The organism is Westiellopsis prolifica IICB1 (assembly GCF_004323185.1).
GTDB classification, from domain to species: domain Bacteria; phylum Cyanobacteriota; class Cyanobacteriia; order Cyanobacteriales; family Nostocaceae; genus Pelatocladus; species Pelatocladus prolificus_A.
Genome location: NZ_NAPS01000002.1, coordinates 2,541,781 through 2,555,641 on the forward strand (window position 1 = coordinate 2,541,781; position 13,861 = coordinate 2,555,641).

A 13,861-nucleotide genomic window follows, 5' to 3' on the forward strand; every position below is an offset into this window, starting at 1 on the left:
TAAGCTTCTGCTTTACAAGCAGAGGTAAATCCAAAATCTAAAATCGGGTGACCTCTACCAATAAATTTAATTTTGCCTAACTACTTATAAAGCTGCATAGTTTAAGTTCGTTACGGACTAAATTACTACTAAACAGTCGGTTTTAACCGAGTTTTGCCATTAGCCTCAGAATTGATTCTGAGGCGGGCAGGATGAGAATAAAATAGCCCTGGACAAATAGGTAAATGACTAATGTATTCTTAATCGGTTTGGGACCGACAACTTTCACGGCTTTGGAATCTTTAATTCCCAGTTGCAAGGTGCAAGGGATAGTCAGAAATATAGATCCTAAATCTGAAACAGATGACCCAGTTGTTAACTTAGGGCAACAGTTCAATATTCCTATATTTATAGATACTTCACTGTCAGACATTAAATCTTTAATTTTAAAATTGCAGCCAGATTGTGTAGTAGTTTCTTCATATAACAAAATTCTACCACCAGAATTAATTAAATTGTCTACTTTTATCAATGTTCATTATTCGCCTTTGCCTCAATATCGGGGTCGTGCCAATGTTAATTGGGCAATTATCAATGATGAACCTTGTGCAGCAATCACTATTCATAAAATTTCGCCGGAATTAGATGAGGGGAATATTTTATTTCAACAAACAATTCCGATTCACTTAGATAATACCGTAGCTGATATATATAACAGCCTCAATGAAATTCAACGCCAGTATCTAGGAGAAACAGTTGTCAAAGCCTTACATGGCTATGAAGGTGTACCACAAAACAACTCTGAAGCTACTTATTGTTGTACTCGTTTGCCAGAAGACGGTGAAATTAATTGGTCAAAATCTACTAGACAAATAGACTGTTTTATTCGAGCATTAGTCTCTCCTTTTCCTGGTGCTTATACTTACTTTCAAGGGAAAAAATTATTAATTTGGCAAGCCGCTCCAGTAGATAATCCCTCTACATATGTCGGACGTATTCCTGGTCGAATTATTGGTAAATCAAAATCAGAAGGTTATGTCGATGTTCTGACTGGTGATGGTGTTCTCAGAATTTTGGAAGTGCAATGGGAAGGCGAAGAAAGAACATCAGCTGCAAATGTTATTAAGTCTGTCAAAAGCACTTTAGGTTTAAGTAAGTCTGAATTACTAAATCGTATTCAAATTTTGGAACAAGAAATTACAAAATTAAAAGGAGCCTATGTAAAATAATTGCGTATTCAAGCTAGATCGAAAATCAGTGTTCAATATTCTTAACTAGTGGTTCATCACATTAATGTTGATGAATCGCGGGTGTTTAGATGCCTGATTTTTATTTAAGAAGTCGGGGATCTATAACCCTCATATATTAATAGGACAAACCACTAGGTAAGTTACTTCTAATCCTAGAAATTTCATAATAGCTATGACTACCCTCTTTACCAATCAATCCCCAAGCGTTGCTAATTTCACCGATAATGTTCCCTACGAACTAGGCATGAAATTTCGCAGCGCCGCAGGGGGACAAATTACCACCCTTCGGTTTTGGAAAGCTGCTAGCGAGACAGGAACTCATACTGGTAGGCTGTGGACAGCGACGGGAACTCTCCTAGCAAGCGTGACTTTTTCTAATGAGACTGCTTCTGGCTGGCAGGAACAAGCTCTCAGTACGCCAGTTAACATTCAAGCTAACACAACCTATGTAGTCAGTGTCAACGTCAACACTCATTATGTCTTCACCAATGATCAACTGGCTAACTCCATAACCAATGGGGATTTAAGTTCAGTGGCAGATGGTAACAATGGGGTGTTTAATGGAACTTCAGGAGCCTTCCCAAGCAATTCTTACCGGAATACGAATTATTTTCGTGACATCAACTTTGTAGTTGTCTCCCTACCGACGATTACAAAGACCGGTGGTGACAATCAGAGTGGTGCGACAGGTGCAACTTTGCCTAACCCCTTAGTTGTTCAGGTCAAAGACAGTGCTGGTAATCCTCAATCTGGAGTGACGGTGAATTTTGCCGTTACCGCTGGCGGGGGGTCAGTTTCGCCAGCAAGTGCAGTAACTAATGCTAGCGGTCAGGCTAGTACCACTTTAACGCTGGGAACTGCTACTGGGGCAAGCAGTCCTGTAACTAATACTGTCAGTGCTACAGCAACCGGCGTTGGTAGCGTAACCTTTACTGCTACTGCCAACCCTTCAGTGAGCAGCCAAAAGATTTTCACGACTCAAACCCCAAGTAATGCGAATTTGACTGATAACGTCCCCTACGAGTTGGGCATGAAGTTCCGCAGTGCCAGAGGGGGACAAATCTATGGCGTTCGCTTCTGGAAAGCCTCTAGCGAAACGGGAAGTCATGTTGGCAAAATCTGGACGGCGACGGGAACTCTCCTGGCAAGCGTAACTTTTGTTAATGAGACTGCTTCTGGCTGGCAAGAGCAGTTGCTAGAAACGCCAGTGAGCATTCAAGCTAACACGACCTACGTAGTTTCCGTGAACGCTAACGCTTATTATGCCATAACTTATAATGGATTGGGAAGTTCCATTGTCAATGGTGATCTTAGCTCAGTCGCTGACGGCAACAATGGAGTGTACAACGTCAACCCGAATTCTTTCCCAACTAATTCTTACCAAAATAGTAACTATTATCGCGATATCACCTTTGTCGTCGGTAGTAATTTAATTAAAGTCAGTGGAGACAATCAAAGTGGTGCGACAGGAGCGACTTTACCCAATCCCCTAGTTGTACGAGTCGTAAATGCTCAAAACAATCCCCAATCAGGCGTCACGGTGAACTTTGCCGTTACCAGTGGCGGGGGGTCAGTCTCGCCCACCAGTGCAGTCACAAATGCTAGCGGTCAAGCAAGTACGACTTTGACATTAGGGCCAGTACCCACCGCCCCTGGAGGGGTAGTAGTAACCGCGACGGCAGTGGGCATCGGCAGTACCACCTTCTCCGCTTCAGCAACTCCGGCGAACCCCAATCCCATCTATTTGGAAAATCTGAATACTGGCACAACTAACTGGAAGCTTGTCAACCGAGCCAGTGGTGAAATCGCAGGTTATGCCTCAGCAACCAGTGTCAACAAAGGTGGGTCGCTGGACATTAAAGTTTCTCTTGGACAAGCTGGACAGTTTACCATCGACGTCTACCGTCTGGGCTACTATGGTGGCACAGGAGGAAGGTTGATGGCCAGCAGCGGTTCGCTCAATGGCACAGTCCAACCAGAATGTACCCTAGACTCTAATACCCGTTTGGTTGAGTGTAACTGGACAACTTCCTACGTCTTGCAAGTAGGCAATAACTGGACTAGCGGTATTTATGTTGCCAAGCTGACCGACCAAGCAAGTAGCAAAGTGGCGCATGTGTGGTTTGTCGTCCGAGATGATAGCAGCACTGCCGATGTCTTGTTCCAGAGTGCCGTTTCTTGTGTCCTAGCGTATAGCACGACTGGAGGCTATAGCTTGTACAACTTTAACAGTATTGGCGGTCAGCGGGCTTTCAAAGTTTCCTATGACCGACCCTTTTCCCAGGCAAGCAAGCAAGAGTCCTACGAGTTCGATACACCCCTGCGATGGGAATACAATATGGTGCGCTGGCTAGAATCTCAAGCTTATAATGTCACCTACACCGACAACATGCAGATTCACGCCAATGGTCAAACATTGCTTAATCCCAACAAACACAAAGTATTCCTGTCTGTAGGCCACGATGAGTACTGGTCTAAAGAAATGCGTGATGCCGTCGAGGCTGGCCGCACTGCTGGGGTTAACTTGGGATTTTTCTCTGCCAATACTTGCTACTGGCGAGTGAGGTTTGAAAATTCTACTTCTGCTGCTGGACAAGTGCAACCAAACCGGGTGATGGCGTGCTACAAACAAGATTGGGCATCAGATCCAGTTGTCCAGCAGCAAGGAGCATCAGCAGCCACTAATAAATTCCGCAGTGTCCAGAACCAACGACCGGAAAACGCCTTGCTAGGAATCATGTACGGTAGCGACACCTCAAACCTCTATGGAGGTTATAACTACATCGTCACCAACAGCAACGATCCTTACTATGCAAACACGGGACTCCAGAATGGAGATCAGCTAGAGCTTTTAGTGGGCTATGAATGGGATTTTAAGGTTAGCAACGGGTCTGCTCCTGCGGGTCTAGTCACCTTGTCTCAGTCAACAGTTGTACCTGCTGCCTTATTGCCAACCTTCGACGAACCACCAAACGAACAAACTCTTCCTGCTAACCAGGACTTTACCAAGGCTCACTCAGTTCGCTACACAGCCAGTAGTGGAGCTAAAGTTTTTGCTTCTGGCACTAATCAGTGGGCATGGGGGCTAGACAGTGATGATGTTAGTCCAGCTAGGGAAGATATTCGAGTCAAGCAAATAACTGTCAATATTTTGGCAGACATGGGAGCTAGACCTCAAACGCCAAATGCAAACCTCATTGTTCCTTAAAAGCGCCCGACGGGCAGTCCACTAACCGCAATGAATGGAAGAAACACGAGCTATTTTGCTGAATATTTTATAAGCTTTATAGCTCGTATTTCTTAAAAGTATCCCACAAGGAGTATGTATCGTGACACCATTAAAACGCCGACAATTTACCCAACTGGCCGCTGCCGGTTTGACTTCCACTATTGTTGCCGATATCTCTAGTAAGGCGGTTGCTCAAAATAATGGAAAGAGTGAAGAGGTTCTTTATGGAGTAAACCTTCCTAATACAGCCAAGGCTCTCAACCGGGAAGACCAAACTCCGCCAGTGGAATTAGGTACTAGCGAAATGGAGACGGGAAGGGTTGTTTCTAGAAGCAATGTACCAGTTCAGTCTGTGGACAATCCATCGTCTGTACGAAAAAAATCTCGTGCCTTCTTTACTGGTGACTCTGATCGTGTTACCAAATTAACAGCACCTGGAGATGGAAATTTAGTAATTTCTACAGTTTCTAGTACTAGGAATGGTTATTTTAACCATCTTATTTATACTGTTGGAGGTGCTAGAAATCCTCAATTCAGAGCGAAAAAAGTTCTGGATTTAGAGGCAGCCAATCAGACTATTGAAAGCTTGTTAAGTCTTCCCAAAGATCAACTTTTGTGCCTAGTTGGAACTGAGGGTATCCCACCTTTTACTTTTAGAACAATAGATTCCAGAAGTGGTAAAATTCTTTCTGGTGATGATCTGGCTCTACCCCCATTGCCGCCTAACTATCGATTTGCTAACCTATGCCAAGATCCGAAGGGAAATATTTTCGCAACCGAGACTGGTCCAGATGGTATCCCCGTTTTAATCTTGATGAACTTGCAGGAAAAAGCCACAGTTACTGGCAAGGTTAAAATTCAGAGACTGACTCCACTGAACTTTGAAGGAAGCCCTATAATCAACGATCTTAAAGACTTGAATTTCTCTTCCTCTGGTCAATTGTATGCGCTGACTACTGATAAGGGTGGAAAAAATAATGCCCTATTTACGGTAGACACCAGAAGCGGCAAGATGGGACTAGTAAGAGAGTTTCCATTCGAGAAATTTGCGTTCTCTGTCTAGTACAAATTGATCAAAATTTAGTCTAAAAATAGATTGTTTGAGTACGGTTGTAAGTCTCTTTTTCCTAGCATTTATACATACGTTCGCATAATTCAAATTCTGGAACGAGAAATAATTAAACTAAAAGAAAATGCAAAATAGTCGCGTATTAATTACAGGTGGTGCAGGCTTAGTTGGCTCCCATATTGCTGATTTGCTAGTTAACGAGGGAGTTGCGGAAATTGTTGTTTTGGATAATTTTACGCGCGGACGACTGGCGAACCTAGCTTGGACAAAAGAACATGGACCTCTGGTGATTGTTGAAGGCGATATTCGAGATCAAAAACTTTTAGCAGAAGTCATGCAGGGTGTTGATTATGTCTTTCACCAAGCAGCAATCCGTATTACCCAATGTGCAGAAGAACCCCGTTTGGCGTTGGAAGTCCTAGCTGATGGCACATTTAATGTTTTGGAAGCCGCAGTCAACGCTAAAGTCAAAAAAGTAGTCGCCGCTTCTTCTGCTTCGATTTACGGGATGGCAGAAGATTTCCCCACTACTGAATCTCACCATCCCTATAATAACCGTACGCTTTACGGTGCTGCTAAGGTCTTTAATGAGGGATTATTACGTAGTTTCTACGATATGTACGGTTTAGACTATGTAGCATTACGTTATTTTAACGTCTACGGACCGCGTATGGATATTTATGGTGTTTACACCGAAGTACTGATCCGGTGGATGGATAGAATAGCCGCAGGTCAACCACCACTAATTTTTGGCGATGGTAAGCAGACTATGGACTTTGTGTATATTGAAGATATCGCCAGAGCAAATATTTTAGCTGCTAAAGCCGATGTGACAGACGAGGTATTTAATATTGCTAGTGGTGTTGAAAGCAGTTTGAATGACCTCGCTTATAGCTTGGCTAAGGTAATGGAATCGGACTTGCAGCCAGAATATGGTCCAGAACGCAAAGTTAACCCCGTACAACGCCGACTTGCAGATGTCAGCAAAGCTGAGAAATTATTGGCTTTTAAAGCAGAGGTCTCTTTAGAAGAGGGGTTACGTCGGTTGGTGAATTGGTGGCGTTCTGAAAAGCAGACGAAGGAAACAAGTAATGTCTGAAAAAATACAAACTATACCGATTGCCAAACCCTGGCTGGGTGAAGCCGAAGCAGAAGCATCTAGGCGTGCAATTATGTCTGGGTGGGTGACACAGGGGCCGGAAGTCTCCGCCTTTGAGCAGGAGTTTGCTGCTTATGTAGGGGGAAAATATGCTTGCGCTGTTTCCAATTGTACAACAGCTTTACACCTAGCACTGTTAGCTGTGGGAGTGCAGCCTGGGGATGAAGTGATTACTGTCAGTCATTCCTATATTGCCACCGCCAACAGTATCCGTTATTGTGGGGCAATCCCTGTGTTTGTGGATATTGAACCACAGACATATAACATTAACCCGATGTTGATTGGAGATGCGATTAGCGATCGCACTCGCGCTATTCTCATTGTCCACCAAATGGGGATGCCTTGCGACCTCAAACCCATCTTGGACATTGCCCGTAATCACAGTTTACCAGTCATTGAAGATGCAGCCTGTGCGATCGCCAGTGAAATTCTCTGGGACGGGAAGTGGGAGAAAATCGGTAAACCACACGGTGATATTGCCTGCTTTTCCTTTCATCCCCGCAAAGTGATCACCACTGGTGACGGGGGAATGCTAACCACCAATAACCCAGAATGGGACAAGCAGTTTCGCCTCTGGCGTCAACACGGAATGAGCGTTCCTGATACCGTGCGTCACGGAGCAAAACAGGTGATATTTGAGTCTTACCCCATGCTGGGTTATAACTATCGGATGACTGATATCCAAGCAGCAGTTGGACGGGAACAACTCAAACGCCTCCCAGCAATTGTCGAGCGTCGGCGTTATTTGGCACAACGGTATCAGGACATGTTGGCGGATGTACCCGGTTTGAAATTACCGACAGAACCAGCTTGGGCAAAAACTAACTGGCAGAGTTTCTGTGTGAGGTTGCCAGAAAAATGTGACCAAGTGCAAGTGATGCAGGTAATGCTAGATGCTGGAGTATCGACACGTCGGGGAATTATGTGCGCCCATCGGGAACCAGCTTATAGTATAGAAGCTTGGTCTTGTGGAATTGATGGTGATGCTTGTGATTGCAAACAAGGAAACTGTCAGCGCCTCACTGAAAGTGAACAAGCTCAGGATCATACAATTATTTTGCCACTGTTTCACCAGATGACCGAGCAGGAACAAAATCGGGTGGTTGAGGTTATGAAAACAGCTTGTGAACCGATTTTGGATTAACCCAACAGATAAATCTGCTGGCTCCATACATCCAAGGAATTATTGCGTGAACAACAGCGGTGACGAGCGATCGCAACCCCCGTCGCTGAATAATAGAAGACTAAAAATATGATATGGTGCTGAGAAATCAGAGGACAAATGTCTAATTTTGTATTTGTAATTGACACGATCGCTTTTCTTTAGAGAGAGTGATCGTTTTTTGTTCTAAAAAGAAGATGAAAAAAACTGTATGAAGCAATTAGCAAACGATACACTCAGCCTTTGGCGTGAAGAAGGTAAACAGCAGATTCAACAAAATTATCAGGAATTTCGCAATTTAGTTGTTCAAGCCAAAGATCATCTCGCTCGTGGTAACTATAATGTTGCAGCAGTATATGCACAAATGGCAGCTCTATATGGCTTTTGGCGACATAGTGGTTTATTTGTCAGTCCAGAACTAGAGCAAATTCTGATTACCATTGGATTAAAAACCATACCAAATTTTCCCAAGCAAAATATATTACTACCTGGTAAACAAAGGAGAGTCTTACATGTAGCCAGTGCAGTACAAAGCATTGGTGGACTTGGTAGAATGATTTGGCGCTGGATAGAACAAGATACAGAAAGTACTCATTCCCTTGTTTTAACTCAACAAGCTTCTGCCTATGTACCCAAGATTATTAAAGATGCTGTTTCCAAAAGCGGCGGCAAAATATACTCTTTAAATGAAACTACGATTGGCGGTATGTTGTCTTGGGCAAGAAAATTACGCAAAATAGCTGCATTTGCAGATGTAGTAATTTTGCATATCTGGCCAGATGATGCAATTCCCCTCATCGCCTTTGCTAATAAAGAACAATCTCCACCCGTTCTTTTTTTAGATCACGCTGATCACGGCTTTTGGCTAGGAGCTAGTATCAGTGATGTTGTAATTAATCTGCGTACTTCTGGAATGCTTCTAGCACAAGAACGTAGAGGTATTGCAGCTGAACGGGTTGCCCTTTTACCAATCATTTTACCTGCTATCCACAGAACTATTTCCCGCACCGAAGCCAAACAAAAATTGGGCTTAGACTCAAACAGTATTCTTTTGCTATCCATCGCCAGAGCGCCAAAATACAAGACAATTAATGGTACAAACTTTGCTGATGCCCATGTTCCACTTTTAGAAAAATACGACAATGCAGTTTTAGTAGTAATTGGCCCAGGTGACAGCGAAGATTGGTCAGCAGCAGTTGAGCGGACAGGAGGAAGAATTAAAATATTTGCAGAGCGGGAAGATACGGCAGTATTTTACCAAGCTGCTGATATCTACGTAGACTCATTTCCGATTATTTCCATCACATCATTACTAGAAGCTGGCAGCTATGGTGTACCTTTAGTAACTCGTTATCCCTACTCCGATGCTTGCGGTATTATTGGTTCTGATGCCCCAGGTTTAGACGAAAATCTCCTACGTGCAGGTAATCTTGAGGAATATACAGAAATTCTATCTCGCTTGGTTGAAGATGAACAATTTAGATTATCCCTCTCAGAAGCAACCAAGAAATCTATTAGTGATCAACACATGGGAAGTAACTGGCAAGATTCCCTAGAGAAAATTTATGCTCAGGCTAATAACTTACCTCGCGTAGACTTCAATTGTAATTTACAAGATGAAGTGTATTTTGGTGAACCAGATATATTATTGCCGCAAATATTTTTCCACGCTTGCGGACAAGAAAAAATCGATCCAGAAAGCCTGAAGAAATGGCAGATGATGCCGTTTAATCAAAGATTCTTGTTCTGGATGAATCAACTCAAAACAAAAGGTTTTGGTCGCAATGGGAAGATAGACTTGCTTCTACCTCAATGGCTTTATTTGAATTTAAGAAAATATGTCATCGATGTTGTTAAAAAAAGCATAGCTTGAATATGAACTTAATTGAAAAACTAGAATATAAAATATTTAAACTTATCAACCCCCTTTGGTTTTCATCGTTTTTTATTAAGTACATTGATTCCCAGCCAAATTTCCAAACATCGAGAAAAATCTCTGTGGCTATTCCTCATTATCAAAGAGGTAAAAAAATACATGTTACTTTAAAAAATATTTTGAAAGACGATAGAATTGATGAGATAGTTATTTTAGATGATGGGTCTAGTCAAGAAGAATTTAATTTTCTGCTCAAAAATTTATCTAGATTTTCTGAAAAAATTAAGTTATTTCACAGAAAAGAAAATTTAGGCATCTTACGGAATAAAATTCAGGTTGTTAATCTTTGTAGTAATGATTGGGTAATTTTATTAGATAGTGATAATAGTCTTTTTAAAAAATACCTAGATGCTATTTTTAATTTAAATAAATGGGAAGAAGACACCATTTATTGTCCTGATTTTGCTTATCCTAACTTTGATTTTCGCGTTCTGAGTGGAGAAATAATCGATTTTCATAAATGTTCGGACTTCGATTTTAGCAAGTTGGGAGCTTTTATGAATGATGGTAATTATTTTTTAAATAAGCGAAACTTTGTTAGTACACTGTTTGCATATAAAGATTTTCATGCTTTATCAGATGTAATCTTTGCAAATTATATTTGGCTTTCGGCTGGTAATAAATTAGAAGTCTTACGTAATGCTCCTTATTTTCATAGGGTTCATTCTGGAAGTATATGGGTGAATACTATGAATAAAAATGTTCAACATGCTGAGATAATTTCAGATTTATTAAGCAAGAGAATTAAAGCTGAACCAGATTATTTGAGTAAATATTTTGAAGTTTTGTCTGATAATTGGTTAGAGCCAACACCTGTTTTTTTGTCAGATATATAAGAGGATGTTTGAAAAGTTTTGTTGTTGGTAGCAAAGTTGTAGATCCCCCTAAATACTCCTTAATACCAACTTCGGATAATTAGATCTCTTGCACAAATATTTTTTACCCCACCCTAACCCTAAGCGTAAACGCTTAGGGAACTAAATCTTCCCCTCGTTAATACCAGAAAATATAAAATATTGTAGTTAGTATGATCAAATAATGGAAACAATTAATAATCAACTTCAGATATGGCAAGAAGAAGCAAGCCAAAACATTGAAAAACATTTCAACATTTTTCAAGAATTAGTAACTCAAGCACGGGAATTTGCTGAAGGTGGTAAGTATGATGCAGCAACAGTATATGCAGATGTGGCAGCTTCCTATGCATTCAGGCGTCATTGCGGTCTTTTTGTCAGCCAAGAACTTGAGCAAATTCTCAGAGAAATTGGTCAAAAAGGTATAAAAGCAAATTCCTTTTCTTCTAGTCAAAAACTCAACCAAAAATCTCATCAACCCAGAAGAGTTTTACATGTTGCTACTGGGGTTAAGGGTATTGGCGGACTTACTAGAATGATTTGGCGATGGATTGGACAAGATAGTGAGAGTTGTCACTCTCTTGTATTAACACGCCAACCACTGAACCATGTACCAACCATTCTCAAAGATGCAGTCCTCAATAGTCATGGTGATTTGTATACGTTGAGTGAAATCTTCGGATTTGTCTCAGCAGCAAAACGACTACGCCAAATTGCTGAATCAGCAGATATGGTAGTGTTACATATATCCCCAGATGATACGATTCCCATTATTGCTTTTGCCAATAAAGAACAATCTCCGCCTATTCTATTTTTAGATCACGCCGATCACGCTTTTTGGTTGGGAGCGAGCATCAGTGATGTTGTGATTAATCTCCGCTCTGCTGGAATGCGCCTGTCGCAAGAACGTAGAGGTATTGAGGCTGAACGCATCGCCCTACTACCGATTATTTTACCTCCCACTCAAAGAAATCTTTCTCGTACACAAGCAAAGCGAAAGCTTGGTTTTGAGGACAATAACCTACTACTACTCTCTATTGCTAGAGCGCCTAAGTATAGGACTATTGATGGAGTTAACTTTGCAGATGCACACGTTCCATTATTGGAAAAATACGAAAATGCTGTTTTAGTAGTCATTGGTCCAGGTAATAGTGAGGATTGGTCAACAGCAGTTGAGAGAACACAGGGAAGGATCAAAATTTTTCCAGAGCGTGAAGATACTGCTGTTTTTTACCAAGCTGCTGATATTTATGTTGACTCGTTTCCTTACGTTTCTATTACTTCGTTATTGGAAGCTGGAAGTTATGGTGTACCTTTGGTAAGTCGCTATCCCTACTCTGATTTATCTGCTGTCTATGGTGCGGATGCACCTGGTCTTGATGATAATTTAATTCGCCCACGTAATCTTGAGGAGTACACAGCGATTTTATCCCGCTTGGTCGAAGATGAAGAATTTCGATTCAGCCTCGGTGAAGCAACTCAAAAGCGCATCAAACAAGTGCATACGGAAAGTTATTGGCAACGTGCAGTAGAAGATATATACGTCCGTGCTGCTCGTATGTCTCAAGTCACTAACAAATTGACTACGATAGATCGAACATCTATTAGTGAACTGGATGTTTTATTGATGCATCTGTTTTTCCTAACCTTTAGCCAACAAGAGGTTCAGGTTGAGGAAATGATTAAAGACCGTGCTACTACTATACCTTATGCTCAAAAATTGTATATTTGGATGAAGTTGCTGAAAAAGCATAACTTGCATTGGGTTGATCAGATCAATTTTTTGCTGCCGATTTCGCTGTCTAAAGCCTTACGAAAAAGCATTTTATTGTGCCTGAAACTAACAAAAACTCTTGAAATTAAGAAAATGATCAAATCATAGATTGGTAGCAATATTATTAGATTTTTATTATGTATGTACTACACTTTAATCAATCAGATATTGTCGGTGGAGCTGCAATTGCAGGCTACCGCTTACACCAAGGTTTATTAGCTGAGGGTATTGATTCGCAATTACTAGTAGGAACAGCAACAATTAACAGCGATCGCGTAGCTGCTACACCTAATACACACCGTGTTGCAAAACAATTTAATCGCTTTAGTTGGCGTCTTGGTTTAAACTACGTTAACATCCTTAGCACCTTTGATATTCCTAAACATAAATTTTACAAAGAAGCAGATATTCTCAACTTTCACAATATTCATAATGGTTACTTTAACTATCTGGCAATTCCATTATTAACTGAAGAAAAACCTGCTGTTTTTACGCTCCACGATATGTGGAGTTTCACAGGACACTGTATCTACAGTTATGAATGCGATCGCTGGAAAATTGGTTGTGGGAAATGTCCATATCCAGATACTTATCCAGCCATTAGTATAGATAATACCCATCTAGAATGGAAACTGAAAAACTGGGTTTATAGCCGCTCAAATCTGACCATTGTTACTCCTAGTAAATGGTTGACTGAGCAAGTGAAGCAGAGTATGTTGAATCGCTTTCCGATTTACCATATTCCTCATGGGATTGATACCACAACTTATGTACCTCTAGATCCTGAACAATGTAAATCTCTTTTAGGAATACCTAGTGTTAAAAAGGTTCTAATTTTCGGGGCTGAATATATTAATGATTATCGCAAAGGAGGTGATTTACTACTTAAAGCTTTGCAAAGCTTACCGGAATCTCTCAAAGCCGAAATTGTACTACTGACTTTTGGTAAACATAGTGAAACCTTAACAAAAGCTGTAGGACTACCAAGTATAAATCTAGGTTACGTCAGTAGCGATCGCCTCAAATCAATAGCTTATTCTGCTGCTGATTTGTTTCTTTTCCCGACTCGTGCTGATATATTTGGCTTAGTAGCTCAGGAAGCAGCAGCTTGTGGTACACCGACAGTTTCTTTCAAAGTTGGTGCGGTATCGGAACTAGTACGCCCTGGATTAACAGGTTATTTGGCTCAAGAAGAAGATGCTCAAGATTTTTGTAATGGCATTGTACAGCTATTAGAAGACGAAAATTTACGTCAGAGCATGAGTAAAAACTGTCGTGCTATTGCTCTGGAGGAATATCCACTAGAGTTACAAGCGCAGCGATATATAGAGCTATATCATCAGGTGTTGCAAAACTAGAAAATTAAAATCTTAGTCACTCGGTTAAAAAGCGACTTTAGCATTCAGCCCAAATTTTAATTTCGAGCCAGGTGCAAGATATAAATTTACA

General features: G+C 41.2%; 9 protein-coding genes. All 9 read left to right on the forward strand.

From position 1 onward, the window contains the following. The first annotated feature begins 224 nt into the window (after nucleotides 1-224). Nucleotides 225-1,208 (forward strand): methionyl-tRNA formyltransferase, encoded by a 984-nt coding sequence (locus B4U84_RS25275; protein ID WP_131120919.1) that lies wholly within the window; start codon nucleotides 225-227, stop codon nucleotides 1,206-1,208. Between the two features lie 193 nt (nucleotides 1,209-1,401). Then, nucleotides 1,402-4,437, forward strand: coding sequence for a N,N-dimethylformamidase beta subunit family domain-containing protein (locus B4U84_RS25280; RefSeq protein WP_131120920.1), 3,036 nt, complete (start codon nucleotides 1,402-1,404; stop codon nucleotides 4,435-4,437). A gap of 121 nt (nucleotides 4,438-4,558) precedes the next feature. Beyond that, nucleotides 4,559-5,521, forward strand: coding sequence for a hypothetical protein (locus B4U84_RS25285; protein WP_131120921.1), 963 nt, complete (start codon nucleotides 4,559-4,561; stop codon nucleotides 5,519-5,521). 130 nt (nucleotides 5,522-5,651) lie between these two features. Further along, entirely contained in the window at nucleotides 5,652-6,626 is a 975-nt protein-coding gene (locus B4U84_RS25290) for an NAD-dependent epimerase/dehydratase family protein (protein ID WP_131120922.1), read from the forward strand. Further along, nucleotides 6,619-7,830, forward strand: a complete 1,212-nt coding sequence (locus tag B4U84_RS25295; RefSeq protein ID WP_131120923.1) for a DegT/DnrJ/EryC1/StrS family aminotransferase — start codon at nucleotides 6,619-6,621, stop codon at nucleotides 7,828-7,830. Before B4U84_RS25290 ends, B4U84_RS25295 begins: the two co-directional genes overlap by 8 nt. A gap of 229 nt (nucleotides 7,831-8,059) precedes the next feature. Then, nucleotides 8,060-9,721 carry a glycosyltransferase gene (locus B4U84_RS25300; RefSeq protein WP_131120924.1) on the forward strand — a complete coding sequence of 554 codons (1,662 nt, stop codon included), beginning with the start codon at nucleotides 8,060-8,062 and terminating at the stop codon, nucleotides 9,719-9,721. A 2-nt stretch (nucleotides 9,722-9,723) separates the two neighbouring features. Continuing rightward, complete coding sequence (locus B4U84_RS25305) at nucleotides 9,724-10,620, forward strand: glycosyltransferase family 2 protein (protein WP_131120925.1); 897 nt, start codon at nucleotides 9,724-9,726, stop codon at nucleotides 10,618-10,620. A 202-nt stretch (nucleotides 10,621-10,822) separates the two neighbouring features. Beyond that, on the forward strand, nucleotides 10,823-12,520 hold the full coding sequence (locus B4U84_RS25310) for a glycosyltransferase (RefSeq protein WP_131120926.1): 1,698 nt from the start codon (nucleotides 10,823-10,825) through the stop codon (nucleotides 12,518-12,520). A 29-nt stretch (nucleotides 12,521-12,549) separates the two neighbouring features. Beyond that, nucleotides 12,550-13,770, forward strand: coding sequence for a glycosyltransferase family 4 protein (locus B4U84_RS25315; RefSeq protein ID WP_131120927.1), 1,221 nt, complete (start codon nucleotides 12,550-12,552; stop codon nucleotides 13,768-13,770). Nucleotides 13,771-13,861 lie beyond the last annotated feature (91 nt).

Bases quoted from the DNA above. Each gene is read 5' to 3' on its own strand.
- B4U84_RS25275 (WP_131120919.1), top strand. From the start codon at position 225: ATGACTAATGTATTCTTAATCGGTTTGGGACCGACAACTTTCACGGCT.
- B4U84_RS25280 (WP_131120920.1), top strand. From the start codon at position 1,402: ATGACTACCCTCTTTACCAATCAATCCCCAAGCGTTGCTAATTTCACC.
- B4U84_RS25290 (WP_131120922.1), top strand. From the start codon at position 5,652: ATGCAAAATAGTCGCGTATTAATTACAGGTGGTGCAGGCTTAGTTGGC.
- B4U84_RS25295 (WP_131120923.1), top strand. From the start codon at position 6,619: ATGTCTGAAAAAATACAAACTATACCGATTGCCAAACCCTGGCTGGGT.
- B4U84_RS25300 (WP_131120924.1), top strand. From the start codon at position 8,060: ATGAAGCAATTAGCAAACGATACACTCAGCCTTTGGCGTGAAGAAGGT.
- B4U84_RS25305 (WP_131120925.1), top strand. From the start codon at position 9,724: ATGAACTTAATTGAAAAACTAGAATATAAAATATTTAAACTTATCAAC.
- B4U84_RS25310 (WP_131120926.1), top strand. From the start codon at position 10,823: ATGGAAACAATTAATAATCAACTTCAGATATGGCAAGAAGAAGCAAGC.
- B4U84_RS25315 (WP_131120927.1), top strand. From the start codon at position 12,550: ATGTATGTACTACACTTTAATCAATCAGATATTGTCGGTGGAGCTGCA.